This is a genomic window from Micromonospora cynarisoli (assembly GCF_030518815.1).
Classification (GTDB): domain Bacteria; phylum Actinomycetota; class Actinomycetes; order Mycobacteriales; family Micromonosporaceae; genus Micromonospora; species Micromonospora wenchangensis.
Genome location: NZ_CP130426.1, coordinates 6,636,431 through 6,661,012 on the forward strand (window position 1 = coordinate 6,636,431; position 24,582 = coordinate 6,661,012).

Genomic DNA, 24,582 nt, shown 5'->3' on the forward strand with positions numbered 1-24,582 from the left:
CGTGCTCAGCCCGCGTCGCGGGCGGCCAGCAGGGCGGCGGCCAGCTCGGTCGGCCGGCGGGTACTCACCACCCAGAACGGGGTGGGGTCGTCCGGATCGTCGAGCACCACCTGCACCGCGCCGCCGATCCACGGCCGCTGCACCACGAAGGCAAGCGGGTCCGCGCCCACCCCGAGCACCTCGCGCCGGCCCCCGGCGTCGAGCGGGACGGCGTCGGCGACGTACCGGACGGGCAGGTGGGCGTCGTCGACCCACAGCTCACCGTCGGCGACCGCGACCCGGACCCGGCCCAGCCACCACAACCCGGCCAGGGTGGCCGGGAGCAGCAGCACGAAGGGCAGCCAGGCGCGTACCCCGCCGGCACCCATCCACAGTTCGACGGCGGCCAGCCCGGCCAGGGCCACCCCGGCCGCCCAGCACCACCACGGCAGGCCCAGCCGCTCGGAATACGCCGGGACGGCCGCGACGCGCGGCGTCGGCGACGACGGGGGAGGCGACAGGCTCACACCTCAAGGGTACGGAACACGACGGGCGGTCGACCCGGCAGGATGGCAGGGCACCCCGTGAACGCCGACGGAAGAGGCAGACCCGTGACCCACGTCGTACCCGTGCCCGTCCGGCAGCTCGATCCGGAGCTGCCGCTGCCCGCGTACGCCCACCCGGGCGACGCCGGTGCCGACCTGGTGGCCGCCGCGGACGTCGAGCTGCCCCCCGGCGGCCGGGCCCTGGTCCCCACCGGCCTGGCGCTGGCCCTGCCGGAGGGCTACGTCGGCCTGGTCCACCCACGCTCCGGGCTGGCCGCCAGGCTCGGCGTGACGGTGCTCAACGCGCCCGGTACGGTCGACGCCGGCTACCGGGGTGAGATCCTGGTCAACCTGATCAACCACGATCGGGACGCACCGGCGAAGATCTCCCGTGGCGATCGCATCGCGCAACTCGTTGTCCAGCGGGTGGAGCGGGCCGATTTCCAGCCGGTGGCGGTGCTGCCCGGGTCCCGACGGGGGACCGGCGGACACGGGTCGACAGGTGGCCACGCCGGGCTCGTGCCCCCGCCCGGTGGCCCGACCCGGGCGGCGGACACCGGCCGGGTCGGCGAACGGACGGAAGAGGTGGCAGGGTGAGTGCGAACAGCGGAGGGTGGGCGCAGTGATCTTCTCCCGAAAGCGGGCCGACAACGGGCGGCACGCCCGTGACGAGCGGGCCGACGGCCCCGACGCGTACGAGACTGCGGGCCCGGCCCGTGGCCCGTACGACGTCGCCGAGGCGCCGGACGACGTGCAGCGGCTCGACCTGGGCAGCCTGCACATCCCGGCGGTGCCCGGGGTCGAGGTGCGGGTGCAGGCCGACCCGCAGGGCGTCGTCCAGCAGGTGGTGCTCGTCCACGGGGACAACGCCCTCCAACTCGGTGTCTTCGCCGCCCCCCGCTCCGAGGGCATCTGGGACGAGGTGCGCGACGAGATCCGGCAGTCGCTGATCGCCGACGGCGCCACCGCCCAGGAGGCCCGGGGCGAGTACGGCGTCGAGTTGCACGCCCGGGTGCGTACCCCGGACGGCCCGACCGACCTGCGCTTCGTCGGCATCGACGGCCCGCGCTGGATGGTCCGGGGCGTCTACCAGGGTGCCGCCGCCACCGACCCGGCCGCGGCCGGCCCGCTCGCCACCTGCCTGGACGGCCTGGTGGTCGACCGGGGGCAGGAGGCGAAGCCGGTGCGCGAGCCGCTGCCGCTGCGGCTGCCCCGGGAGATGGCCGACCAGGCCGAGGGCGGCGACGCCCCGACGCCCGCCCCGCGCGAGGCCTGAACGACCCGTCCGGGCCGGACCCCGCCGCCTGAACCGGCCGGGTCCGGCCCGGACCGCTGTCCGCCGTCGATGGTGTCCCGCCGCCCGCCGCCGGGACGCCCGGCCGGGCGTGGGCGGTGCGCCCCGGTGCGTCCGCCGGCCGGGGCGGGCGCACCGGACCGACGCCGCGGGGTCGGATCGGCGTACGCTGGCGGCACGGTCCCACCCGGGGCCGGGGTGACGCCGGTGCCGACCGGCCAGCGTGGAGAGGGTGACGCGGAGGTCATGTCGACCGACGAGAGCCGGATGTCACTGCGGGGCATCCTGCGCCGGTTCACCGCCAGCGAGGCCGAGATCGAGGCGCAGGAGCTGCGCCGGGAGAGCGCCGAATCCGGTGGCGTGCTGGCCCGGCAGTGCATGCGGGGGCAGGTGGTCTCGGTCGCCGGGCGGCTCCGCACGGTGGTCTACACGCCCCGGACCAACCTGCCCACCCTGGAGGCGGACCTCTACGACGGCAGCGACGTGGTCACCCTGGTCTGGCTGGGTCGACGGCACATCGCCGGCATCGAGCCGGGCCGGCACCTCACCGCCCGGGGCCGGGTGGCCGTCCGGGACGACCGCAAGGTCATCTACAACCCGTACTACGAGCTGGAGTCGCCGAAGTGACGACGGGACAGCCCCCGGCCACCGAGCCGCAGACCACCCCGCCGGACGACGAGCGGCTGCCCAGCCTCGCCGAGCAGATGGCCGACCAGCTCGGCGGCTGGCGCGGGCTGGTCGAGTCCAGCATTCCCGTGGTGGTCTTCGTGCTGGCCAACGTGGTCGGCGAGCTGCGGCCGGCGGTGATCGCCTCGGTCGGGGTGGCGGTGCTGATCGCGATCGTCCGGCTGGTCCAGCGCCGCCCGGTCCGACACGCCGTCAACGGTCTCTTCGGCATCGCGATCGGCGCGGCCATCGCCTGGCGTACCGGCGACGAGCGGGACTTCTACCTCCCGGGCATCCTCTACGGCATCGGCTACGGCATCGCCCTGCTGCTCTCCGCGGTGATCCGGCAGCCCCTGGTCGGGTGGATCTGGTCGGTGCTGGTGGCCAAGGGTCGCTCCGAGTGGCGCGACGATCCCCGGCTGGTGCGTACCTTCACCCAGCTCACCGTGCTCTGGGGGGTGGTCTGGCTGGCCAAGGTCGGGGTGCAGGCCGGGCTCTACCTGGCCCACCAGGACACCGCGCTGGGGGTGGCCCGGCTCGCCCTCGGCTACCCGCCCTACGCGCTGCTGCTGCTGATCACGGTGTGGGTGGTACGCCGGGTGACCCGGGAGTCCGCCCCGCAGCCGCTGCCGGGCGGCTGACCTCCGGGGCGGCAACCGGAGGCCGGTACCCGCCGGGCGGGACGGTCAGCCCGTGCCGCGGGTCCGTTCCACGCTGTCCGGGCCGAGGATCACCCCGCGCACCTCGTCCTCCACCTGGGCGGTGCACACGAAGATCAGCTCGTCGCCGGCCTCGATCGGGTCGTCGGGGCTGGGCACCAGCACCCGCTTGCCGCGCAGGATCGCCACCAGCGCGGCGTCCCGGGGGATCGGCACGGCGTGGATGGGCTGGCCGACGTAGGGGGCGCTCGGCGGCAGGGTGATCTCCACCAGGTTCGCCTCGCCCTGCCGGAACGTCATCAACCGGACCAGGTCGCCGACGGTGACCGCCTCCTCGACCAGCGCGGCCATCACCCGGGGCTTGCTGACCGCCACGTCGACGCCCCACTGCTCGGTGAACAGCCACTCGTTCTCGGCCCGGTTGACCCGGGCCACCACCCGGGGCACCGCGAACTCGGTCTTGGCCAGCAGGGACACCACCAGGTTGACCTTGTCGTCGCCGGTGGCGGCGACCACCACGTCGCAGCCCGCGACGTTCGCCTCCTCCAGGCTGGCCAGCTCGCAGGCGTCGGCCAGCACCCAGTCGGCGGTCGGCACCCGGTCCGGGCGCAGCATCCGGGGCTGCCGCTCGATCAGCATCACCTGGTGGCCGTTGTCGATCAGCTCCTGGGCGATCGACCGGCCCACGTTGCCGGCGCCCGCGATGGCGATCCGCATGGCTCAGTGCCCTCCTTCGGGCGGCGTGGCGGCCACCGCGGTGACCTGGGCGGCGATGTCGTCGGTGACCAGCAGGTAGAGCTGGTCACCCTCCTGCACGACGCTGGACGCGGTGGGCAGCATGCCGATGCCGAAGCGGGTCAGGTACGCCACCCGGGTCCCGGCCGCCTCCTCCAACTGGCGCAGCGGCCGGCCGATCCAGTCCTTGTGCACCGGCACCTCGATGATCGACACGGTGCTGGTCGGGTCCCGGAAGATCTCCACGTTGCCCTCGGGGACCAGGTGGCGCAGCATCCGGTCGGCCGTCCAGCGGACGGTGGCGACGGTGGGGATGCCGAGCCGCTCGTAGACCTGCGCCCGGCGCTGATCGTAGATCCGGGCGGCGACCCGGGAGACGCCGAACGTCTCCCGGGCCAACCGGGCCGAGATGATGTTGGAGTTGTCGCCGCTGGAGACGGCGGCGAAGGCGTCCGCCCGTTCGATGCCGGCCTGGCGCAGCACCTCGCCGTCGAAGCCGGCGCCGGTGACGGTGATCCCGGCGAAGTCGGGGCCGAGGCGGCGGAACGCGTCCGCGTCCTGGTCGATCACCGCCACCGAGTGCCCCCGGGACTCCAGGCTCTGGGCCAGCGTCGAGCCGACCCGCCCACAGCCCATGATCACGACGTGCACGGTGTCCCTCCCAAGGTGCGCCCGCCTCCCGGCGACTGTCGTCTGCGAGCCTGCCACGTCCACCCCGACCACGGGGGACCGAACGGTACCGCGCCGTGGCCGGGGAAGGGGATCAGGCACCCCCCGGCGACCAGCATCCGGTGGTCGTACCCTTAGCGCTTGTGGCCAGTCCCACCTCGCTGCTGAAGCGACTCCTCGTCGGTCGACCGTTCCGGTCCGACCGGCTCCAGCACACCCTGCTCCCCAAGCGCATCGCCCTGCCGGTCTTCGCCTCCGACGCGCTGTCCAGCGTCGCGTACGCCCCGGACGAGATCCTGCTGACCCTCTCCATCGCCGGGGCGTCGGCGTTCCTGTTTTCCCCCTGGATCGCCCTCGCGGTGGTCGTGGTCATGCTGACCGTGGTGGCCAGCTACCGGCAGAACGTGCACGCCTACCCCTCCGGCGGCGGCGACTACGAGGTGGCCACGGTCAACCTCGGTCCCCGGGCGGGGCTGGGGGTGGCCAGCGCGCTGCTTGTCGACTACGTGCTGACCGTCGCCGTGTCGGTCTCCTCCGGGGTGGCCAACCTCGGATCGGTGGTGCCCTTCGTGGCCACCCACAAGGTGCTGATCGCGGTGAGCGCGGTGGTGGTGCTGACCGCGATGAACCTGCGCGGGCTGCGCGAGTCCGGCACCGCGTTCGCCATCCCCACCTACGGCTTCGTGATCGTCATCGGCGGCATGATCGTCACCGGGCTGGTCCGGTACTTCGTCCTCGGTGACGACCTGCGCGCCCCCAGCGCCGGGCTGGAGATCCAGGCCGAGCACAGCGTCACCGGCTTCGCGCTGGTGTTCCTGCTGCTGCGGACGTTCTCCTCCGGCTGCGCCGCGCTGACCGGGGTCGAGGCGATCTCCAACGGGGTGCCGGCGTTCAAGGCCCCGAAGAGCCGCAACGCGGCCACCACCCTGCTGCTGCTCGGCACGATCTCGGTGGCCATGCTGGTCGGCATCATCTGGCTGGCCAGGCTGACCGGCCTCCAGTTCGTCGAGGACCCGAACACCCAGATCCTCTCCGGCCCCGACGGGTACGTGCAGAAGACCGTCACCACCCAGCTCGGCGAGACCGTCTTCGGCGGCGGGTCGGTGCTGCTCTACGTGGTCGCCGGGATGACCGCGCTGATCCTCTTCCTGGCCGCGAACACCGCGTTCAACGGCTTCCCGGTGCTCGGCTCGATCCTCGCCCAGGACCGCTACCTGCCCCGGCAACTGCACACCCGGGGCGACCGGCTGGCGTTCTCCAACGGCATCGTCTTCCTCGCCGTGTTCGCGATCGTGCTGATCGTCGGCTTCCAGGCCGAGGTGACCCGGCTGATCCAGCTCTACATCGTCGGCGTCTTCGTCTCGTTCACGCTCTCCCAGGCCGGCATGATCCGGCACTGGAACCGGCACCTGCGCCACGAACGGGACCCGGAGGCCCGCCGCCGGATCTTCCGCTCCCGGGCGATCAACGCGTTCGGCATGGCGATGACCGGCACTGTCCTGGTCATCGTGCTGATCACCAAGTTCCTGCTCGGCGCGTGGATCGCCATCGCCGCGATGGCGGTGATCTACGTGCTGATGCTGGCCATCCGCCGGCACTACGACCGGATCGCCGCCGAGCTGGAACCGACCGAGGTACGCGGGGTGCTGCCCGCCCGCAACCACGCCATCGTGCTGGTCAGCAAGCTGCACCAGCCCACCCTGCGGGCGATCGCCTACGCCCGCGCCACCCGGCCTGACACGTTGACCGCCGTCACCGTCAACGTGGACGAGAAGGACACCCGGCAGCTCCAGCAGGAGTGGGAGCGCCGCGAGTTGCCGGTGCCGCTGACCGTGGTCGACTCGCCGTACCGGGAGATCACCAGGCCGATCCTGAACTTCGTGGCGAACACCCGCCGGGAGTCGCCCCGCGACGTGGTCACCGTCTTCATCCCCGAGTACGTCGTGGGCCACTGGTGGGAGAACCTGCTGCACAACCAGAGCGCGCTGCGGCTCAAGGGCCGGCTGCTCTTCGAGCCGGGCGTGATGGTGACAAGTGTGCCCTGGCAGTTGGCGTCCACCGCGACCAAGAACCTGGACCGGCTGGACGAGACGCTGAGCCGCACCCCGGCCCGGGGGCCCCGGGTCGCGCCGCGCAGCACCCTGCCGCCGCCCGCCCCGCCGGTGACCGCCCCACCCGGCGAGCCCGGCCCGTCGACCGGAGACCGCCAGTGACCGCGTACCCCGGCCCCGCCCACCCGGTGACCACCGACCGCGCCGCGTCGGCCGGCAGCGGCACCGCCCGGCCGGACCGGTCGGTCAAGGGGGACCAGCGGTCCGGGTTGGAGCAGCGGTCCGGGTTGGAGGAGGCCGAGCGGGTCGAGTTGACCGTCGACGCGGTCGCCCCCGGCGGGCACTGCGTGGCCCGGGTCGACGGCCAGGTGGTCTTCGTCCGGCACGCGTTGCCAGGCGAGCGGGTGGTCGCCGAGGTGACCGAGCTGCACCGGGGCTTCGCCCGCGCCGACGCCGTCGAGATCGTCGAGGCGTCGCCGGACCGGGTCGCCCCGCCCTGCCCGTACGCCCGGCCGGGCGGCTGCGGCGGCTGCGACCTGCAACACGTGGCCCCGGCCGCCCAGCTCGACTGGAAGACGGCCGTGGTCCGCGAGCAGCTCAGCCGGCTCGGCGGGCTCACCGACGCCGAGATCGACGCGCTGCGGGTCACCGTCGCGCCGCTGCCCGGCGGCCCGCTGGGCTGGCGGTCCCGGGTCCGCTACGCGGTCGACGCCACCGGCCGGGCCGGGCTGCTCAAGCACCGCTCGCACGAGGTGGTGCCGATCGACCGCTGCCTGATCGCCCACCCGGCGATCCAGGCGCTGCCGGTGCTCGGGCGGAACTGGACGGCGGCCGACGCGGTGGCGACGGTCGCCTCCACCGGCGGCGACGTGGTGGTCACCGCCGTCGCCGACGGGCTCCCCACCCCGGTCGACCTCCCCGACGGGCCGACGGTGGCCGACCCCGGCGGGTCGCCGCCAAGCGCCCCGGCGACGGTACGCGAGGTCGCCGCCGGTCGGGATTGGACGCTGCCGGCCGGCGGGTTCTGGCAGGTGCACCCGGCCGCCGCCGACACCCTGGCCGACGCGGTCCTCGACCTGCTCGACCCGCGGCCCGGCGAATCCGTCTGGGACCTGTACGGCGGCGCCGGCCTGTTCGCCGCCGCGCTCGCGGCCCGGGTCGGCCCGGACGCCCGGGTCACCGTGGTCGAGTCCGCCGCCGAGGGGGTCGCCGCCGCCCGGCGTAACCTCGTCGACCTGCCCCGGGTCGAGGTGGTCGCCGCCCGGGTGGAGACCGCGCTGGCCCGTCGCCGGATCACCGGCCCGGTCGACCTGGTGGTGCTCGATCCGCCGCGCACCGGCGCGGGCGCGGCCGTGGTGCGGGACATGATCGCCGCCACCCCCCGGGCGATCGCGTACGTGGCCTGCGACCCGGCCGCCTTCGCCCGGGACGTACGCACCTTCGGCCGGGCCGGCTGGCGGCTCGCCGCCCTGCGCGGCCTCGACCTGTTCCCGATGACCCAGCACGTCGAACTCGTCGGCCTGTTCCTGCCCCCGGCCCGCTGACTAACCTGGCCCGATGAAGATCGTCGGGCTGATGTCGGGCACCTCGTACGACGGGGTGGACGTGGTCGCCGCCGAGTTCAGCACCGTCGGGGACACCCTGCGGATGCGTCCGCTCGGGCACCGGGAGTGCGGCTACGACGCGGAGCTGCGGGAGCGGATCGGGGCGGTGCTGCCGCCACGACCGACCACGGTCGAGGCGGTCTGCCGGCTCGACAACGCCCTCGGCGCGGTGTTCGCCGACGCCGCCGCGCTCGGCGTCGAGCTGGCCGGCGGGTCGGCCGACCTGGTCGTCTCACCCGGGCAGACCGTCTTCCACTGGGTCGACGGCGGCACCGTGCACGGCACCCTCCAGCTCGGCGCGCCGGCCCGGGTCGCCGCCCGGGTGGGCGTACCCGTGCTGTCGGACCTGCGGTCGGCGGACGTCGCCGCCGGTGGGCAGGGCGCGCCGCTGGTTCCCGCCTTCGACGCCCTGCTGCTCGCCCCGGCCGCCGACGCCGACCCGGGCGGGCGGCCCGGCGGCGGGGTGCGGGCGGCGCTCAACCTGGGCGGCATCGCCAACCTCACCGTGGTCGCGCCGGACTCCCCCGTGCTCGGCTACGACGTGGGCCCGGCCAACGCCCTGCTCGACGCGGCGGCCCGCCGGTTCCTCGACCGGCCCTGCGACGTCGACGGGGTACGCGCGGCGGCCGGCCGGGTGCACCCCGGGCTGCTGGCGCTGCTGCTCACCGAGCCCTACTACGCGGCGGCGCCACCCAAGTCCACCGGCAAGGAGCTGTTCCACGCCGGCTACCTCGACGACCGGCTGGCGGCGCTCGGGGAACCGGTCGCCGGCGACGACGTGTTCGCCACGCTGACCGAGCTGACCGCCCGGACGGTCGCCGACGCCTGCGCCCGGCACCTGGTGACCGAGCTGGTGGCCGCCGGTGGCGGGGTCCGCAACCCGACCCTGTGGGATCGGCTGTCCGCCCTCGGCGGCGGCCGGTGGACGCTGCGCACCACCGACGAGCTGGGGGTGCCCGCCCAGGCCCGGGAGGCGTACGCGTTCGCCCTGCTCGGGTGGCTGTCCTGGCACGGGCTGCCGGGCGCGCTGCCCTCGGTGACCGGCGCGCGGCGGGCCGCCGTGCTGGGTTCCTGGACCCCGTCCGGGCCGCCGTACGGGGTGGCCGCGCCGCGTCCGCCCCGCCGGCTGGTCGTGCTCCGCTGACCCCGGCCGTCACACCGGCAGCGGCGGCCGTGGCACCGCCGATCCGGGCCCCCACCTGCGGTGATCCACGGCAGGGCTGCGGAGTGTGCGGCGGCCGATAGACTCTCACGTCATGAGTGTTGACGAGGACACGGCCAACCACGGTCGGCTACTGGGCACCGTCCGTGGTCCGCAGGACGTGAAGCGGATGACCGGCGAACAGCTGGACATCCTCGCCGCCGAGATCCGTGACTTCCTGATCGCCAAGGTGTCCCGCACCGGTGGACACGTCGGCCCCAACCTGGGCGTGGTGGAGCTGACCCTGGCCATGCACCGGGTCTTCGACTCCCCGCGCGACCGGCTCCTGTTCGACACCGGCCACCAGTCGTACGTACACAAGATCCTCACCGGCCGGCAGGACGGCTTCGACAAGCTCCGCCAGCGCGGTGGCCTCTCCGGCTACCCCAGCCAGGCCGAGAGCGAGCACGACCTGATCGAGAACTCGCACGCCTCCACCGCCCTGTCCTACGCCGACGGCCTGGCCAAGGCGTACGCCCTGCGGGGCGAGCAGCGCAGCGTGGTCGCCGTGGTCGGCGACGGGGCGCTCACCGGCGGCATGTGCTGGGAGGCGCTGAACAACATCGCCACCGCCGGCAACCGGCTGGTGATCGTGGTCAACGACAACGGCCGCTCCTACTCGCCCACCATCGGCGGCCTGGCCGACCACCTGTCGTCGCTGCGGCTCAACCCCGGCTACGAGAAGGTCCTCGACACGGTCAAGGACGCCCTCGGCAACACCCCGTTCGTCGGCAAGCCGATGTACGAGGTGCTGCACGCGGTCAAGAAGGGCATCAAGGACGCGGTCGCCCCGCAGGCCATGTTCGAGGACCTCGGCATCAAGTACGTCGGCCCGGTCGACGGGCACGACGTCGCCGCCGTCGAGTCGGCGCTGCGCGCGGCCAAGAACTTCGGCGGCCCGGTGATCGTGCACGCGGTGACCCGCAAGGGCTACGGCTACCGCCCGGCTGAGGAGGACGAGGCGGACTGCCTGCACGGTCCGGGCGCGTTCGACGTCGAGACCGGCAAGCTGCTCGCCGCCCCGTCGGTGAAGTGGACCCAGGTCTTCGCCGACGAGCTGGTCGCCATCGCCGACGAGCGGCCCGACGTGGTGGGCATCACCGCCGCCATGGCCGAGCCCACGGGCATCGCCACCCTGGCCCGCAAGCACCCCCACCGGGTGTACGACGTGGGCATCGCCGAGCAGCACGCGGCCACCTCCGCGGCCGGCCTGGCGATGGGCGGCCTGCACCCGGTGGTGGCCGTGTACGCGACCTTCCTCAACCGCGCCTTCGACCAGGTCCTGCTGGACGTGGCGATGCACAGGCTGCCGGTGACGTTCGTGCTGGACCGGGCCGGTGTCACCGGGCCGGACGGGCCGAGCCACTACGGCATCTGGGACATGTCGGTCTTCGGGGTGGTGCCGGGGCTGCGGATCGCCGCCCCCCGCGACTCGGCCAGCCTCCGTGAGGAGCTGCGCGAGGCGATCGCCGTCGACGACGGTCCCACCATCGTCCGGTTCCCCACCGGCACCGTCGCCGCCGACCTGCCGGCGCTGCGCCGGGTCGGCCCGGTCGACGTGCTGGCCGAGTCGGCCCGTACCGACGTGCTGCTGGTGGCGGTGGGCTCGTTCGGGCTGCTCGGGATGGAGGTGGCGTCCCGGCTGGCCGAGCAGGGCTACGGCGTCACCGTGGTCGACCCGCGCTGGGTGCGTCCGGTGCCGGCCGAACTGGTCGAGCTGGCCGCCGGGCACCGCCTGGTCGTCACCGTCGAGGACGGCGTCCGCATCGGCGGTGTCGGTGACGCGCTGGGCCAGGCGATGCGGGACGCCGACGTCCGGGTGCCGCTGCGCGACCTGGGCGTACCGGCCGACTGGCACCCGCACGGCACCCGGGCGCAGATCCTGGCCGACCTGCGGCTGACCGCGCAGGACGTGGCCCGCGACGTCACCGGCTGGATCTCCGGCCTGGACGGCGACGCCCCCTCGGTGGAGACGGTCCGGCTCCCGGCCCCCGACACCACCCCCAACTGACCCACCCCGACCCCGTGGGGGCGGTCACGGCAGCGCCGTGACCGCCCCCACGCCCGTCTTCCTTCCCGCTTCCCGCTGCCGCCCGCCCCGCCCGTGTCGCCGCCGCCGGGGAGTCGGGGCCAGCCGGGGTGGGGCGGGGAGGGGGTCAGCGGCCGCCGGCGGAGCGGTAGTAGGTCTTCTCGGCGGTGGCCAGGCTGAAGGTCTGCCGGGAGGCGGGCATCGGGACGACCACCAGGCCTGGACGTTCCACCAGGCGGGGGGTGCCGGGCGGCACCGAGAGGGAGGCGTCCCGGTTGCCCCGCCAGGTCAGCACCACAAGCGGTTGCCCCGGCACCGGCAGCACGTACGTCTGCAACGGGTTGGACCGGTCGGCGGGGGAGACCACGGGCGTGCCGTCGCCGGCCGGACGGTAGACCACCGCGGTCATCGTCCCGGCGTCGGTCTCCCAGCTGAGCTGCTCCAGGTCGCCGGGGTCGTTCCCGCCGCCCAGCGTCATCTCGCCGATGGCCCGGACGGCCACCTTCTCCATCGGCCACGACTCGGGCACCGACCGGGGCGCGTCCCGGTCGCCGATCCGGCGCGGGATGCTGCCGAACGGCCCCTGCTCGTCGGCCAGCACGCAGGTGTCTAACCCGTCGAGGGCCCGCCGGCCGGAGCCGGTGTCGTCGCGGACCAGGGGATACCTCGGGTCGACGGTGGCGACGCCCAGATCGAGCAGGCGGTCGGCGGCCCGCCCCCGGGGCAGCGACTCGGTGGCCCGCAGGGTGGCCGTCACCGGCACCGCCCGGCAGTCGGGCACCTTCACCGGGCCGGTCAGCCCGTCGGTCAGCATCAGCGCCCGACCGTCCGGGCCGAGCAGCCGCTCCACCCGGCCCGAGGTCAGGTAGCGCCGGCCGTCCGGCAGGTGCAGCGGGAGGACGTCGGCATAGACCAGGTAACCCGGGTCGGTGTACTCGCTGGCGCGGGTCACCTCGTACCGGCCGTCGCGCCCGGTGAGCTGGAGCAGCCAGGAGGCGCTCTCCCCGGGCACGTCGGCGGCGACCAGGGCCAGTGGCACGCCGTCGACCGCACCCGACCAGAGGATCCCCGACGACGGCAGGTGGACCCGGTCGTCGATCGGTGAACGCCAGGCGCGGACCGCCTCGGTCACCGCCGCCGTCGCCGTGGCGTCCCCGGCGAGCGCGCCGCGCGGCGGCCACACCGCGCGGGTGCCGTCCAGGCTGTCGTAGCCGACCCGCAGCTCGTGGACCTGACGCCCGGCGACCGGGCCGCACGCCGGGGCCACCAGCAGCAGGGCGAGCAGCGCGGCGACCGTCGTGCCGCGACGGCGAACCGAAGCCATCCCTACGCCCCCGATCGCGTCGCCGTCGTTGTCGGAAGCCCACATGGTACGCAACGCCCGGTGACGCCCCGCAGCCGTGTCCCGATGACCACAAGGGACACCACAGTGAATTTCGGGCTTTTTCCCGGCTCCGGTAGACTCCGCCGACTGTGACGTCTGCCGAGCCCCGTGGCGCCTCCGCAGCGGCCCCCGACGACTCCGGGGGCTCCGCCCGCGGCACGACGGCCACCGCGACCGCGCCCCCACCCGTGACCCGTCCCACCTCTGCCGACCTGCGCATCGCCGACGTACCGGCACCTGTGGACCGGACGGTCGAGGCGTCGCCTGTCGACGCGCCGCCGGTGGGGGCGGCACCCGACGGGGCGACCGCGGCACCTGACGTCGACGGTGCCGGTGCGGCGGCGGTGGTCGTACCGGAGCGGGTGGCTGCGGACACGGACGGTGACGGCGCGACGCCTGCCGCGTGGTGGCGGCGCTGGCGCTGGACCGCCCGCCGCAAGGACCTGGTGGTGTACGGCGTCTTCCTGCTCGTCGCGCTCTGGGTGACCAGCCGGATCTGGGTCGACCCGGCCGGCCGGGTGGCCTCGCTCTACAGCAGCGACCCGGCGCAGGTGCAGTTCTTCCTCGCCCACTCGGTGCGGGTGGTGCTGCACGGGGAGTTCCCGTTCTACACCGACCAGTTCAACTTCCCCGACGGCGTCAACCTGATGGCCAACACGGCGGTGCTGGCGCTGGGCATCCCGATGGTCCCGGTCACCCTGCTGTTCGGGCCGGCGGTGTCCTTCGTGGTGCTGGTCACCCTCGGCCTCGCCGGCACCGCCGCCGCCTGGTACCACGTGCTGTCCCGGCACCTCGTGCGGCGGCGGCTCGCCGCGGCGGTCGGCGGCTGGTTCTGCGGGTTCTCCCCGGCGATGCTCTCGCACGCCAACTGGCACCCCAACATCATCAGCCAATTCCTGCTGCCGTTCATCGTGTGGCGGGTGATGGTGCTGACCCGCTCCACCCGGCCGGTGCGTGACGGGCTGCTGCTCGCCGTGCTGGTCACCGGGCAGGCGTTCATCAACGAGGAGATCCTGCTCTTCACCGCCCTGGCCTGCGGCATCTTCCTGATCGCCATGGTGGCGCAGCGGCCGGCGCTCTGGTCGGCGGCGTGGCGGCCCCTGGCCAAGGGGCTGGCCGCGTGCGCGGTGCTGGCCGGGGCGCTGCTGGCGTACCCGCTCTACATCCAGTTCGCCGGGCCGATGGCGTACCACGGGCTCAGCGACGCGGTGCAGGACTACGGCAACGACATCGCCGCCTTCTTCGCCCCCGGCTCGCCCACCTTCGGCGGCAACGAACGGGCCAACGTCAACCTGGCCCCGAACTACTCCGAGGAGAACGCCTTCTTCGGCTGGAGCCTGTCGCTGATCGCCGTCGGCATCGTGCTCTGGCTGCGCCGCGAACGCCTGGTCCGGGCGCTCGCCGTCACCGGCGCGTTCTTCGCGCTGCTCTCCCTCGGCGAGCGGATCTCCTGGTGGGGGCGGGACCTGGTCACCGGGCCGTGGGAACTGCTGGTGCGGCTGCCGCTGCTGGACGCGGTGGTGCCCACCCGGTTCGCCCTGATCACCTCCGTGGTGATCGGCATGCTGCTGGCGCTGGCCGTGCAGCGGGCCTGGACGCTGCGCGGCGCGCAGTGGCAGCACGCCAAGACCGTCACGGTGGCCGCCCTGGTGCTGGCCCTGCTGCCGATCGTGCCGATGCCGCTGAAGGTGACCTCCCGCCCGCCGGTGCCGGACTTCATCACGGCCGACCGCTGGCGCGAGTACGTCGGCCCCGGGCAGACCCTGGTGCCGGTGCCCGTGCCCAGCATGGGCAACACCCACGGGATGCGCTGGGCGGCGGCCACCAACCTGGACTTCAAGATCCCGGGGGGCTACTTCCTCGCCCCGCGCAACGGCAACACCGGTGACCCGGGCCGGTTCGGCGGGCGCCCCAGCGGCATCGGGCAGCTCCTCGACGAGGTCGCCACCACCGGCCGGACCACCAAACTGGACGACCGGCAGCGTCGGCGCAGCCTGGACGAGCTGCGGCACTGGAACGCCGCCGTGCTGGTGCTTCCGCTGCGCCAGCACAACGCGGAGCCGCTGCGCCGGACCGTCGAGCAGTTGGTCGGCCCCGCCCGCCGGGAACTCGACGTGTGGGTGTGGGACGTCCGGCCGCTGTCCGCCCGTACCGCCTGACGTTCGACCCGGCCGGACGACGGTCCGGCCGGGTCGTGCCGCGCGCCGGGCGGGTCAGCCGACCAGGGGGCGGACGTCCCAGAGCCAGACGTCGTCGACCCGCTGCGCCGGGCCGAGCAGGCCGGTCATCAGGTCCCGCAGCACCGCCTCGCGCGGATGGGCCCCCAGCACCACCACCGACGCCCGCCAGAACCGCAGGTCCTCCACCGCCTGCCGGCGGTTCTCCCCGGTCAGCGCGGGCACCGTGCCGGCGTCGATGGTGGCGTAGATCAGGGTGCTGGTCGGCCGGTTCGGCGCGCCGAAGACGCCCTCGCCTAACTCGTTGGGGCCGATGAAGTAGCCACCCGGCACCGGGAACTCGTGCCCGGTCAGCGCGCTCCAGCGCAGCGTGGACAGGCCGTGCACGTTGCTCGGGATCGGTACCGGGACCAGGGTGCGCCCGTCCGGCACGTACGGCCGCCAGCCGCCGGCGGTGATGAAGCGCGGCGGCAGGTCGATGTGCTGCGCGGGCAGCGGACGGGGGAACAGCGGCAGCACCGCCAGCGCGATCGCCGCGTACCCGACCGGCCGGACCCACTGGCGACGGGCCGGCGTGGCCCTCCCGGCGCTGTCGGCGACGGCCGTGTCGTCGGCGGCGGGGCGCGGCGTCGGCACCCGGGACCGGCCGTGGCCGCCCACCGCGTCCCAGGCCAGCGCGAGCAGGACGCCGACCGCACCGGTCACCACCAGGGTCAGCCGGGTCGGCATCATCATCTCGACCAGCGGCAGGTCGTCCGGGATGTACGCCCACGGGCCGTCCACGGTGGTCTCCACCCCGTTGAACCGCACCTTGGGGCCGATCGCCGCGACGGTGAAGACCACCACCAGCACCCCGGCGATCCGGGCGGCCAGCGACCGCCGCCAGAGCAGCACCAGCGCGGCCAGCGCGACCAGCACCAGCGGCCAGCCGAACCAGGTGTTCTGCTCGGTCAGGCCGATGGTCTTCTCGACCGCCTCGTCCCCGGCCACCGTGTCCCGGGCGAAGGTGACGAAGGCCATCAGGTCCTCGCCCCAGTTGTGGAACACCCCGCCCTGCAGGCCCCGGTAGGACTGCGGCCCGTTGAACTGGTACCAGATCGGGTACGCGGTGAGCAGCAGCGCCAGCCCGCCGCCGACCCCGAGCGCGGCCAGGAAACCGCCGGCCCGGGCCCGGGCCTCGCGGGGCCGCTGCACCACGTACGCCAGCACCGCCACCAGGCAGGCCAGCGCGGTCAGCAGCAGCATCTCCTCGTTGATGAAGACCTGGTACGCCACCAGCAGGCCCAGCACCAGCCCGTCGCGCCGCCACCGGCCGGGCCGGCCCAGCCGCAGCACCCGGGCCACGATCACCGGCAGCAGGAAGTTCGAGACGAAGTTGGGCTGCCCGTTGGCGTGGTGCACGATGCCCGGGGCGAAACCGAGGAACGCGCCGCCGACGAACGCGCCGGCACGCGAGCGCACCAGGTGCCGGGAGAGCATCCAGTACGAGGTGGCCGCCGTCGCGGCGAGCGCCCCGCCCAGATAGAGCGCGTACGTCACCTGCGGTCCGAACAGCAGCGTGACCGGGGCCAGCGGGATGGTCATGCCCAGCAGCGACGTGTTCGCCATCATGTTCACCCCGTCCGGGGCGTTCTGCCGGGCGCTGAACAGCGGGTTCTCCAGGTGCCGCACCGAGTACGCGCCATGGGTGAACAGCCACTCGAACCAGCTGTGGTCGGTCGGCAGGTGGGACGACACCCGGTGCTGCACGTCCACCCAGTAGTTCAGGCACACGAGAACGCCGATCAGCGCATAGGCTCCGATGGCGAGCACGTCGGCCCGGCCCGGCCGTCGGCGGGGCCGCCCCTGCGGGTCGGTCGCGTCGGGCTCGACCGCGTCACGCGCGGACGTCGGGTTCAACGAGGGATCTACCACCGGCACGGCCACGACGGGCCATCGTACAGGCGACGACCGGCCGCTCCGGTGACCCGGTGTGTGGCGCTCCGCGTCACCGGCGGGGCGTGACGGTCGAAAGAGGGTGCGCGTGACGGTCATCGATCTGGGTGAGCTCCGCGACGATCCGCTGCCACCGCCGTCCGGTCCCGCGCCCCGGGCCGTCGGCCGGCCGCTGCGGCTGGCGGTGGTGCTGGCGCTCACCCTGCTGGCGTCGAACGCCGCCGCGCCGGTGGCGGAGCGGGTGACGGCCGTGGTGCCCGCCCTGCTCGGCACGGTGGCGCTGCTCGCCGACGGGGAGGTCTTCCTGCTCGAACCCAGCGGCACCGCCGCCGCCCCCGGCTGGTTGAGCGCCTGGACCGTCCCCACCTCCGCCGGGGCACGGCCGGTACGCCGGTGGCAGGTGCCGGTGCCGGTGGTCAGCGGTTCCGCGCAGTTGCGCCGGCACGCCGACCTGCTGCTGCTCACCGGCTCCTCCGGTCGGCCGGACGGGGCGTACCGGACGTTCGCCCATGCGCGCGACACCGGCCGGGTGCGGTGGCAGCGGCTCGGGGCGGGCCGGCCCGCCGGCCCCGACCTGCTCTTCGAGGACGGCGCGGACGGCCCGCCGACGGTCCACTCGGTCGACCCGGGCACGGGACGGGACCGCTGGTCGGTGCCGATGCCGTCGCCGGTCACGCTGTACCGCAACCGGGCCGACGGGGTGGACCGGATCGTGACGGTGCGCCCGGACGGCCCGGCCGAGGTCTGGGACGCCCGGCACGGGGTACGCCTGCACACCGCACCGCTCGACCGGGCGGGTTCGCCGTCGAACACCGGGTTCGACGTCGTCGGTGACCTGCTGCTCACCATCCAGGGGAACTCCGGCCGACTCACCGGGTACGGCCTCGACGGGCTGGACCGCCGGTGGGAGGTGCCGTTGCCGACGCCGTCGTTCTTCGTCGCGTGCGGGTCGTTGATCTGCGCGCAGGGCACCGCCGGCGGGGTGCGGGCGCTGGACCCGGCGACCGGCCGGACGGTGTGGCGCGACAACCGGTGGGAACTGTCCGGGACCGAACGCGGCGGCCGGATGCTGGCGAGCGGCCTGGGCCGGGGCGTCTGGCACCCGCTGGTGGTGCTCGACGTCGCCTCCGGGCGGGTCGCCGCCGAACTGGACGTCTGGAACGTCGCCGCGTCGCACAGCCCGGATGGGCCGGTGTTCGGGGTGCGCCCGGCCGGTGAGGACCGGATGCTGGTCGCCGAACTGGACGTGGCCGCCGCCCGGGCCCGGGTGCGCGACGTGCTGCCGGCCGTCTCCGGCGACTGCCAGGCCGGCGCGCAGCTGCTGCTGTGCCGGCTGGTGGACGGCGCGTTCGGCGTCTGGCGGGTGCCCCGGTGACGGTGATCGACCTGGGCGAGGTCGGTCACCACGACGATCCGACACCTCCGCCGGCTCGCCGGTCCCGGGCGCGGCGGTCGGCCGGCCACCCGGCGGCCGTCGCCCTGACCGCCCTGCTCCTGCTGCTCACCCTGGCCGGTGCGGCACCCGGACCGACCCGGTTGACCCCGGTGCCAGTGCCGGACGTGCCGGAGCCCAGCCACCTGATCGTCGGGGGCCTGCTGGTGCTCGCCTACCCGTCGGCGCTCGCGCCGGCCGGCAGCCGGCAGCTCACCGCGATCGACCTGGCCGACGGGCGGATCCGTTGGGAGACGTCGCTGTCGCCCCGGCACCAGCTGGTGGTGCTGGACGGGGTCGGCGACGACGTGGTGGTCACCACCGACCCCGGGGGCGAACCGGTCTCCATGGTGCTCGACCACGTCGACGGGCGGACCCGGTGGCGGCAGCCCGGGGTGGCGGTGCCGACCGCCGACGGCGGGCTGCTGCTGGAGGACGTGCACGTCGACCGGGTCGCGGTGCGCGGGGTCGAGCCGGCGACCGGCGCGGTCCGCTGGACGGTCACCGCCGGGGCGGCCACCGTCGGCTACCGGGCGGGGGAACGCGGCGTCGCGGAACTCGTCGTGGTGACCAGCGCCGGCCGGGCCGAGGCGTACGACGTCGGCACCGGCGTACGCCGACTCGCGTTCCCGGTGCCGCCCGCCCGCAGCGACCATCACCACGTGGCCCAACCGGTCGGTGACCTGTTGCTGGTCGACGGGGAACCGGGCCGGCTGGCCGGCTACGACCTGGCGTCCGGCCGGCGGCGGTGGGACGCGCCGGTGTCGACGCGGGACGCCTGGTCCGTCCACCCCTGCGGCGACGCCGTCTGCCTGGACGAGTCGTCCGGGACCGAGGTGCTCGATCCGGTGACCGGCCGGGTGCGCTGGACGTCCGACCGGTGGTCCCCGGTCGCGTCGGTCGCCGGCCGGCTGGTCGGGGTCAACGCCGACGGGCCGCCACGGCTGGCCCTGCTCGACGCGGCGACCGGCCGGGCCGTGGCCGAGCTGGGCCGGTGGGAGCTGGTCCACCAGTGGCCGCCCATCGTCCGGCTGCTGGCCGTCCGGCCGGCCACCGGCGACCGGCAGTTGCTGGCCGAGCTGGACCCGGCCGACGGCACGCTGCGGGTCCGCGACGTGCTGCCCGGCCGGTGGGACGCCTGCTGGCGGAGCCAGGGGGTGCTGGTCTGCTGGCGGCAGCGCAACAGCCTCGGGGTGTGGCGGATGCCCGACTGAGGGGTGCCGGGCGGCCCGCCTGCGGCCGGGCGTTTGGCCGACGACGCTAGGTTGTCGGACAGGTCGGCGAGGAGGTCGGGATGCGGGTGCTGGTGGTCGAGGACGAACGGAACCTCGCCGACGCGATCGTGCGGGGGCTGCGCAAGCGGGGCATGGCGGTCGACGTGGCGTACGACGGGGACGCCGGCCACGAGGCCGCCTTCGTCACCCGGTACGACGTGGTGGTCCTCGACCGCGACCTGCCCGGCATGCACGGCGACCAGATCTGCGCCGAGCTGGCCGCCTCCGGCACCCTCACCCGGGTGCTGATGCTGACCGCCAGCGACAGCGTCGCCGACCGGGTGGAGGGGTTGGGCCTCGGCGCGGACGACTACCTGCCCAAGCCGTTCGCCTTCGACGAGTTGGTGGCCCGGGTGCAGGCGCTGGGCCGGCGGGCCACCCCGGCCGCCCCGCCTGTGCTCCAGGTGGGTGACGTGGTGCTCGACCCGGCCCGCCGGGTGGTCACCCGGGCGGGCGCTCCGGTCGACCTGACCAACAAGGAGTTCGGGGTGCTCAGCGAGCTGGTCAAGGCGCGCGGCGCGGTGGTCTCCAGCGAGGAGCTGCTGGAACGGGTCTGGGACGCCAACACCGACCCGTTCACCACCATCGTCCGGGTGACCGTGCGGACCCTGCGCAAGAAGCTCGGCGACCCACCTCTGATCGAGACGGTCGTCGGCGCCGGCTACCGGACGGTCGGTTCATGAACGTGAGGAGTGAGCCGGTGGTGCGAGCCCCGCAGTCGCGAAGTGAGGTCGGTCCATGAGCGCGCGGAGCGGGCCGGTGCGGCCGGCCCTGGGGCAGCGGCCCGGCCTGGACGGCGGGCCGGTGCGGCGGGGCGGCTGCCCGGGGCCCGGGGTGCGGTCGTGAGCCGGCGGCTGCGGCCCACCCTGCGGTTACGGTTGACGCTGCTCAACGGGGTGCTGCTGGTCGGGGCCGGGGCGATCCTGGTGACGCTGGCCTGGCTGCTGGTGCGCGACGCGCTGCGGCCAACGGACGAGCTGCGGCCGGGCACCACCGTGCTGCTGGCCGACGGGCGGTCGCTGGACGCGGCGGTGTGGCAGCGGCAGCTGGTCGACGCGGCCTCCGACGAACTGCTGGTCAAGGGCCTGCTGGCGCTGCTGGCGATCAGTGTGGTCGGGGTGGCCGGGGCGTACTGGGTGGCCGGGCGGACGCTGCGCCCGCTGCACCAGGTCACCGCGACCGCGCGCCGGCTCGGCGAGACCACGCTCGACCAGCGGATCGGCTGGTCCGGGCCGGACGACGAGGTGGCCGAGCTGGCCCGGACCTTCGACGCGATGCTGGACCGGATAACGGCCGCCTTCGAGGCGCAGAAACGCTTCGTCGCCAACGCCTCGCACGAGCTGCGGACCCCGCTGGCGGTGATGCGTACCGAGATCGACGTGACGCTCAGCGACGACGAGGCGGACGCCGCCGAGTACCGCCGGATGGCCACCGTGGTCCGGGACGCCTCGGAACGCGCCAACGGCCTGGTGGACGCGTTGCTGGTGCTGGCCCGGAGCGAGGCCCAGACGGGTCGACGGCTGGCCCGGCGTACGGAGTGTGACCTGGCGACAGGCACCGCCAACGCGTTGTCCGCCGTGTCCCGGGAGGTCGAGCGGATCGGGTTGCGGGTGCAGTCCTCGTTGCGACCGGCCCCGGTGACCGGTGACCCGGGCCTGCTGGACCGGCTGGCCGGGAACCTGATCGAGAACGCGGTGCGCTACAACCACCTGCACGGCCGGCTCTGGGTGCGTACCGGCACCGACGGGCGTTCGTCCTGGCTGGTGGTGCGCAACACCGGGTTCGAGGTGGACCAGGCCGACGTGCCGGGGCTGTTCGAGCCGTTCCGCCGGGGCGGGCGGGAACGCACCGGGGCCCGGGGTTCCGGGCTGGGCCTGTCGATCGTCCGGGCGGTCTGCGACGCGCACGGTGGAACGGTCCAGGTCACCGCGCAGAAGGGCGGAGGTCTGGAGGTGACGGTCACGCTGCCCTCTGCCGACCAGACCCCGGGCTGAAAACGGCTTGCCGGCCCGGCCGGACGCCTGGAATGATCGCCCGGTCGGCCCGGACCGAGGAGAGGGGGTGCGGTCGATGTCCATCATGACCTGTCCCGCGCCCCGCCCTGCCCACCGCTGACACCGCACGTCACGGGGCGCGTTCCACTGCTGCGAAAGGCAGACCCGTGAGCGCACGGATCCACAACATCGGTATCGACTGTCACGACACCTACGCCCTGGCCGGCTTCTGGGCGCAGGTCTTCGAGTGCCCCCGCCAGCCCGACGACCACCCCGGTGACCCGGAGGCGATGCTGCTGCCGCCGGGCGGGCCGGAGGTGCTCTTCCTGGCCGTGCCGGAAGGCAAGTCGGTGAAGAACCGCCTGCACCTCGACCTGGAGCCGGTCGACCGGACCCGGGACGAGGAGGTCGCGCGGCTGCTGGCCGTCGGTGCCGTCCAGGTCGACGACCAGCGCCGGGCCGACGGCACCGGTTGGGTGGTGCTGGCCGACCCGGAGGGCAACGAGTTCTGCGTCCTGCGCAGCGCCGCCGAGCGGGCCGCCACCACCGGCTGACCCGGCGGGCCGGCGTAGCTGCCGGCGGGCCGGCCTAGACGCCGACGGGCCCCGCCCACCGTTGGGGTGGACGGGGCCCGTCGGGGCGACCGGGTGGGGTCAGCCCTTCTTCTCGATCTGCCCGCGCATGGTGACGAACTCGGACTTCAGCTCGGCGGCCGACTTGTAGTACTGGACGATGAGGCCCACGCTGCCCCGGTCGGCCCAGATGCAGACGCCCAGCGGGACGCCCTCGCTCTTGCCGTCGCCGCACTTGGCGTCGCCACCGAGCGGACCGGCGTCGACGGCCGCCATGTTGGTGACGTTGAGCTGGCTGGAGATGCCGGTGACGGCGTCGTCGAGTTCCTTCTTGGGGTCGACCATCACCCCGGACGCGGCGGCGATCATCAGCAGGTCCCGCTTGGCCGGGTCGCCGTAGAAGGCACCTGCGGTGCTCGTCTCGTTCTGCACGGACTTCTTCATCTCGGTGACCAGGCTGTCGGCGACCGCCTTCAGGCCCGGCTCGGTGACCTGCGGCCGGCCGGCCAGGGTGGCGGGGGCGGAGACGGTCGTGTTGGCGGCGTCCACCGCCTCCTTGACGTCGTCCTTGAGGGCGAAGGCGGCGATCGCCGCGCCGCCGAGGCAGAGCACCAGCAGCACGGCCAGCACGATCAGGACGATCTTGCCGACGGACCGCTTCTTCGCCGGCGTGGGCGGGGCGGCGTACGGGGTCGCCCCGACGCCGTCCGGCTGCTGCGGGAAGCCGCCCTGCGGTGCCGGCGGCGGGTAGCTACCCTGCGGCGCGTCGCCGTCCGGCTGGTGGGCGGGAGGGGTGGTCGGGGACTGGGACATCAGATCGGCTCCAGAGATCGTTTGTTGAGGCCGGGTGATCTTAGCCAGCCCGACCGACATCCCTCGCCGTCGACCGGTCCGCCCCAGGTCACCGCCCGTGTCGACGCCGAGGCCACCCGCCCGCGTGGGTGCCGGAGCACGGCCGGCGCCGGCCGCCGCCCCCGCGCGCCGGTGGGCGTGGACAGCGGCAGGGGCGGCCACGGGGTCCGGTGGACCCAGGTGACCGCCCCGGGGCGGATCAGTCCCGCTTCTCGATCTCACCCCGGATGGCGACGAACTCGGACTTCGCCTTGGCCGCCGAGGAGAAGTACATGACGATCATGCCGACGCTGCCGTGGTCGGCCCACACGCAGACGCCGAGCGCGATACCGGACGCCTTGCCGTCACCGCACTTCGCGACCCCGCCCAGCGGGCCCGGGTCGATGGTGGACATCTTGGTGACCGCGAGCGAGTTGCCCAGCCCCTTGACCGCGTCGTCCAGCTCCTGCTCGGGGAGGATGACCGGGCCGGACGCACCTGCCATCATCACCATGTTCTTGCTGGCCGCGCTGCCGTAGAACGCGCTCACCGCGCCCGTCTCGTTGCGCACCTCGGACTTCATGTCGCGGACCATCTGGTCGGCGATCCGGCGCAGCTCCGGGTCGGTGCTCTTGGACCGGCCGCCGAGGGTCGACGGGGTCACCAGCCGGATCGGACCGGGGTCGTCGACGCTCTCGGAGGGGGTCGGGTCGGGGGTCGGGCTGTCGGTCTCGACAGGCGTGGGGCTCGGGGTGGGCGACGTGACCGCGGTGGGCGTCGGCGACGGGGTAGGCGTCTTCGGGTCGTCGTCGTCGCTCAGGGCGACCCAGGTGAGGCCGCCGCCGCCGAGGCAGAGCACCAGGAGCCCGACGAGCCCCAACGACAGCAGCAGCGGCAGCTTCGACCGCTGGGGCGCGGGGGCGTGCGGTGGGGCCGGCGGGGAGCTGAACGGCGCGCCGCCGAAGCCGGCGTACTGCTGCGCGGCCGGATCGGGGTAGCCGCCCGACCCGGCGGCACCCGGGTAGCCCGGCTGCGGGCCGGGGTAACCGGGCTGCGGCGAGCCGGGATAGCCGGGCTGGGCCGTGCCCGGGTAGCCGGACTGCGGGGCCGCCGGGTAGCCGGGCTGGGCGGCGGTTGGGTAGCCGGACTGCGGGGGGCCGGGCGGACCGGAGTGCGGGGCGCCCGGGTAGCCCGACGGTGGGGTGGCGGGCGGGACGGACTGCGGGGCACCGGGGTAGCCGCCCTGCGCCGGGTCGGACTGCGGCCAGCCGCCGTACTGCGGGCCGGGGTACGGGTCGGCCGGCGGGCCCGACTGCGGGTCGGCCGGCCATCCGCCGGGCTGCGATGCCGCCGGGTACGGCGTGGTGGGCCAGCCGCCACCCTGCGGCGGGGTGTGTGGGCCCTCGGGCGGTGCCGGTGGGCCGTCGGAGTAGTGACCGGTGGGCGAGCCGTGCTCCGGCTGCCCGGACCAGGGATCGACCGGCGGTGAGGTCATCAGATCAGCTCCAGGCGAGGGTGAGAACGCGTGATGGTAGCCAGACGGAGCCCGGC

21 protein-coding genes are annotated in these 24,582 nt (G+C 74.5%); 14 read left to right on the plus strand and 7 right to left on the minus strand.

Annotated features, from left to right (window positions below; translation table 11 throughout):
- Positions 1-5 precede the first annotated feature (5 nt).
- A complete protein-coding gene (locus tag Q2K16_RS29260) occupies positions 6-500 on the minus strand; it encodes a DUF3093 domain-containing protein (RefSeq protein WP_302746650.1) in 495 nt (164 codons plus the stop codon).
- Positions 501-548: 48 nt separating this feature from the next.
- Here Q2K16_RS29260 and dut point away from each other — a divergent pair, with 48 nt between their 5' ends.
- The 4 genes from dut to Q2K16_RS29280 all read left to right on the plus strand — a co-directional run bounded on the left by dut (position 549) and on the right by Q2K16_RS29280 (position 3,125).
- Positions 549-1,121: a dUTP diphosphatase gene (gene dut, locus Q2K16_RS29265; RefSeq protein ID WP_489671825.1), complete on the plus strand. Its 573-nt coding sequence runs from the start codon at positions 549-551 to the stop codon at positions 1,119-1,121.
- 25 nt (positions 1,122-1,146) lie between these two features.
- Positions 1,147-1,800, plus strand: a complete 654-nt coding sequence (locus tag Q2K16_RS29270; protein WP_302741519.1) for a DUF3710 domain-containing protein — start codon at positions 1,147-1,149, stop codon at positions 1,798-1,800.
- A 264-nt stretch (positions 1,801-2,064) separates the two neighbouring features.
- Entirely contained in the window at positions 2,065-2,445 is a 381-nt protein-coding gene (locus tag Q2K16_RS29275) for an OB-fold nucleic acid binding domain-containing protein (RefSeq protein ID WP_088646422.1), read from the plus strand.
- Complete coding sequence (locus tag Q2K16_RS29280; protein ID WP_204957033.1) at positions 2,442-3,125, plus strand: DUF3159 domain-containing protein; 684 nt, start codon at positions 2,442-2,444, stop codon at positions 3,123-3,125. The genes Q2K16_RS29275 and Q2K16_RS29280 overlap by 4 nt, the downstream gene beginning before the upstream one ends.
- Positions 3,126-3,170: 45 nt before the next feature.
- On the opposite strand, the gene Q2K16_RS29285 is transcribed toward Q2K16_RS29280, so the two are convergent.
- Together Q2K16_RS29285 and Q2K16_RS29290 are read right to left on the minus strand one after the other, a co-directional pair.
- Positions 3,171-3,860 (minus strand): potassium channel family protein, encoded by a 690-nt coding sequence (locus tag Q2K16_RS29285; RefSeq protein WP_302741524.1) that lies wholly within the window; start codon positions 3,858-3,860, stop codon positions 3,171-3,173.
- A 3-nt stretch (positions 3,861-3,863) separates the two neighbouring features.
- Positions 3,864-4,529: a potassium channel family protein gene (locus Q2K16_RS29290; protein ID WP_088646419.1), complete on the minus strand. Its 666-nt coding sequence runs from the start codon at positions 4,527-4,529 to the stop codon at positions 3,864-3,866.
- A gap of 161 nt (positions 4,530-4,690) precedes the next feature.
- Here Q2K16_RS29290 and Q2K16_RS29295 point away from each other — a divergent pair, with 161 nt between their 5' ends.
- The 4 genes from Q2K16_RS29295 (at position 4,691) to dxs (ending at position 11,414) form a co-directional block, all read left to right on the plus strand.
- Complete coding sequence (locus Q2K16_RS29295; protein WP_302741525.1) at positions 4,691-6,760, plus strand: APC family permease; 2,070 nt, start codon at positions 4,691-4,693, stop codon at positions 6,758-6,760.
- A 107-nt stretch (positions 6,761-6,867) separates the two neighbouring features.
- Positions 6,868-8,142, plus strand: coding sequence for a class I SAM-dependent RNA methyltransferase (locus Q2K16_RS29300; RefSeq protein ID WP_302746651.1), 1,275 nt, complete (start codon positions 6,868-6,870; stop codon positions 8,140-8,142).
- Positions 8,143-8,155: 13 nt separating this feature from the next.
- Positions 8,156-9,346, plus strand: a complete 1,191-nt coding sequence (locus tag Q2K16_RS29305) for an anhydro-N-acetylmuramic acid kinase (RefSeq protein ID WP_302741526.1) — start codon at positions 8,156-8,158, stop codon at positions 9,344-9,346.
- Positions 9,347-9,458: 112 nt separating this feature from the next.
- Positions 9,459-11,414, plus strand: coding sequence for a 1-deoxy-D-xylulose-5-phosphate synthase (dxs, locus tag Q2K16_RS29310; protein ID WP_302741527.1), 1,956 nt, complete (start codon positions 9,459-9,461; stop codon positions 11,412-11,414).
- A gap of 145 nt (positions 11,415-11,559) precedes the next feature.
- On the opposite strand, the gene Q2K16_RS29315 is transcribed toward dxs, so the two are convergent.
- Positions 11,560-12,756 carry a hypothetical protein gene (locus Q2K16_RS29315; RefSeq protein ID WP_302741529.1) on the minus strand — a complete coding sequence of 399 codons (1,197 nt, stop codon included), beginning with the start codon at positions 12,754-12,756 and terminating at the stop codon, positions 11,560-11,562.
- 299 nt (positions 12,757-13,055) lie between these two features.
- Here Q2K16_RS29315 and Q2K16_RS29320 point away from each other — a divergent pair, with 299 nt between their 5' ends.
- Positions 13,056-14,975, plus strand: a complete 1,920-nt coding sequence (locus Q2K16_RS29320; protein WP_489671941.1) for a hypothetical protein — start codon at positions 13,056-13,058, stop codon at positions 14,973-14,975.
- A gap of 54 nt (positions 14,976-15,029) precedes the next feature.
- Here Q2K16_RS29320 and Q2K16_RS29325 read toward each other — a convergent pair whose 3' ends face one another.
- Complete coding sequence (locus tag Q2K16_RS29325; RefSeq protein ID WP_489671942.1) at positions 15,030-16,907, minus strand: DUF6311 domain-containing protein; 1,878 nt, start codon at positions 16,905-16,907, stop codon at positions 15,030-15,032.
- A gap of 109 nt (positions 16,908-17,016) precedes the next feature.
- Between Q2K16_RS29325 and Q2K16_RS29330 the strand changes: the two genes are divergently transcribed.
- The 5 genes from Q2K16_RS29330 (at position 17,017) to Q2K16_RS29350 (ending at position 22,182) form a co-directional block, all read left to right on the plus strand.
- Entirely contained in the window at positions 17,017-18,303 is a 1,287-nt protein-coding gene (locus Q2K16_RS29330) for an outer membrane protein assembly factor BamB family protein (protein ID WP_302741531.1), read from the plus strand.
- A complete protein-coding gene (locus tag Q2K16_RS29335) occupies positions 18,300-19,574 on the plus strand; it encodes an outer membrane protein assembly factor BamB family protein (protein WP_302741532.1) in 1,275 nt (424 codons plus the stop codon). Before Q2K16_RS29330 ends, Q2K16_RS29335 begins: the two co-directional genes overlap by 4 nt.
- Positions 19,575-19,654: 80 nt before the next feature.
- Complete coding sequence (locus Q2K16_RS29340) at positions 19,655-20,317, plus strand: response regulator transcription factor (RefSeq protein WP_088645493.1); 663 nt, start codon at positions 19,655-19,657, stop codon at positions 20,315-20,317.
- 159 nt (positions 20,318-20,476) lie between these two features.
- Complete coding sequence (locus tag Q2K16_RS29345; protein WP_302741536.1) at positions 20,477-21,628, plus strand: sensor histidine kinase; 1,152 nt, start codon at positions 20,477-20,479, stop codon at positions 21,626-21,628.
- A 167-nt stretch (positions 21,629-21,795) separates the two neighbouring features.
- The gene (locus Q2K16_RS29350; RefSeq protein WP_302741537.1) at positions 21,796-22,182 is read left to right on the plus strand and encodes a VOC family protein; all 387 of its coding nucleotides are present in this window, start codon (positions 21,796-21,798) and stop codon (positions 22,180-22,182) included.
- A 99-nt stretch (positions 22,183-22,281) separates the two neighbouring features.
- Here Q2K16_RS29350 and Q2K16_RS29355 read toward each other — a convergent pair whose 3' ends face one another.
- The gene (locus Q2K16_RS29355; protein ID WP_302741539.1) at positions 22,282-23,013 is read right to left on the minus strand and encodes a hypothetical protein; all 732 of its coding nucleotides are present in this window, start codon (positions 23,011-23,013) and stop codon (positions 22,282-22,284) included.
- Between the two features lie 238 nt (positions 23,014-23,251).
- Complete coding sequence (locus tag Q2K16_RS29360; RefSeq protein WP_302741541.1) at positions 23,252-24,526, minus strand: hypothetical protein; 1,275 nt, start codon at positions 24,524-24,526, stop codon at positions 23,252-23,254.
- Positions 24,527-24,582: the final 56 nt, after the last annotated feature.

Bases quoted from the DNA above. Each gene is read 5' to 3' on its own strand.
- dut (WP_489671825.1), top strand. From the start codon at position 549: ATGGCAGGGCACCCCGTGAACGCCGACGGAAGAGGCAGACCCGTGACC.
- Q2K16_RS29275 (WP_088646422.1), top strand. From the start codon at position 2,065: ATGTCGACCGACGAGAGCCGGATGTCACTGCGGGGCATCCTGCGCCGG.
- Q2K16_RS29285 (WP_302741524.1), bottom strand. From the start codon at position 3,860: ATGCGGATCGCCATCGCGGGCGCCGGCAACGTGGGCCGGTCGATCGCC.
- Q2K16_RS29305 (WP_302741526.1), top strand. From the start codon at position 8,156: ATGAAGATCGTCGGGCTGATGTCGGGCACCTCGTACGACGGGGTGGAC.
- dxs (WP_302741527.1), top strand. From the start codon at position 9,459: ATGAGTGTTGACGAGGACACGGCCAACCACGGTCGGCTACTGGGCACC.
- Q2K16_RS29315 (WP_302741529.1), bottom strand. From the start codon at position 12,756: ATGGCTTCGGTTCGCCGTCGCGGCACGACGGTCGCCGCGCTGCTCGCC.
- Q2K16_RS29340 (WP_088645493.1), top strand. From the start codon at position 19,655: ATGCGGGTGCTGGTGGTCGAGGACGAACGGAACCTCGCCGACGCGATC.
- Q2K16_RS29355 (WP_302741539.1), bottom strand. From the start codon at position 23,013: ATGTCCCAGTCCCCGACCACCCCTCCCGCCCACCAGCCGGACGGCGAC.
- Q2K16_RS29360 (WP_302741541.1), bottom strand. From the start codon at position 24,526: ATGACCTCACCGCCGGTCGATCCCTGGTCCGGGCAGCCGGAGCACGGC.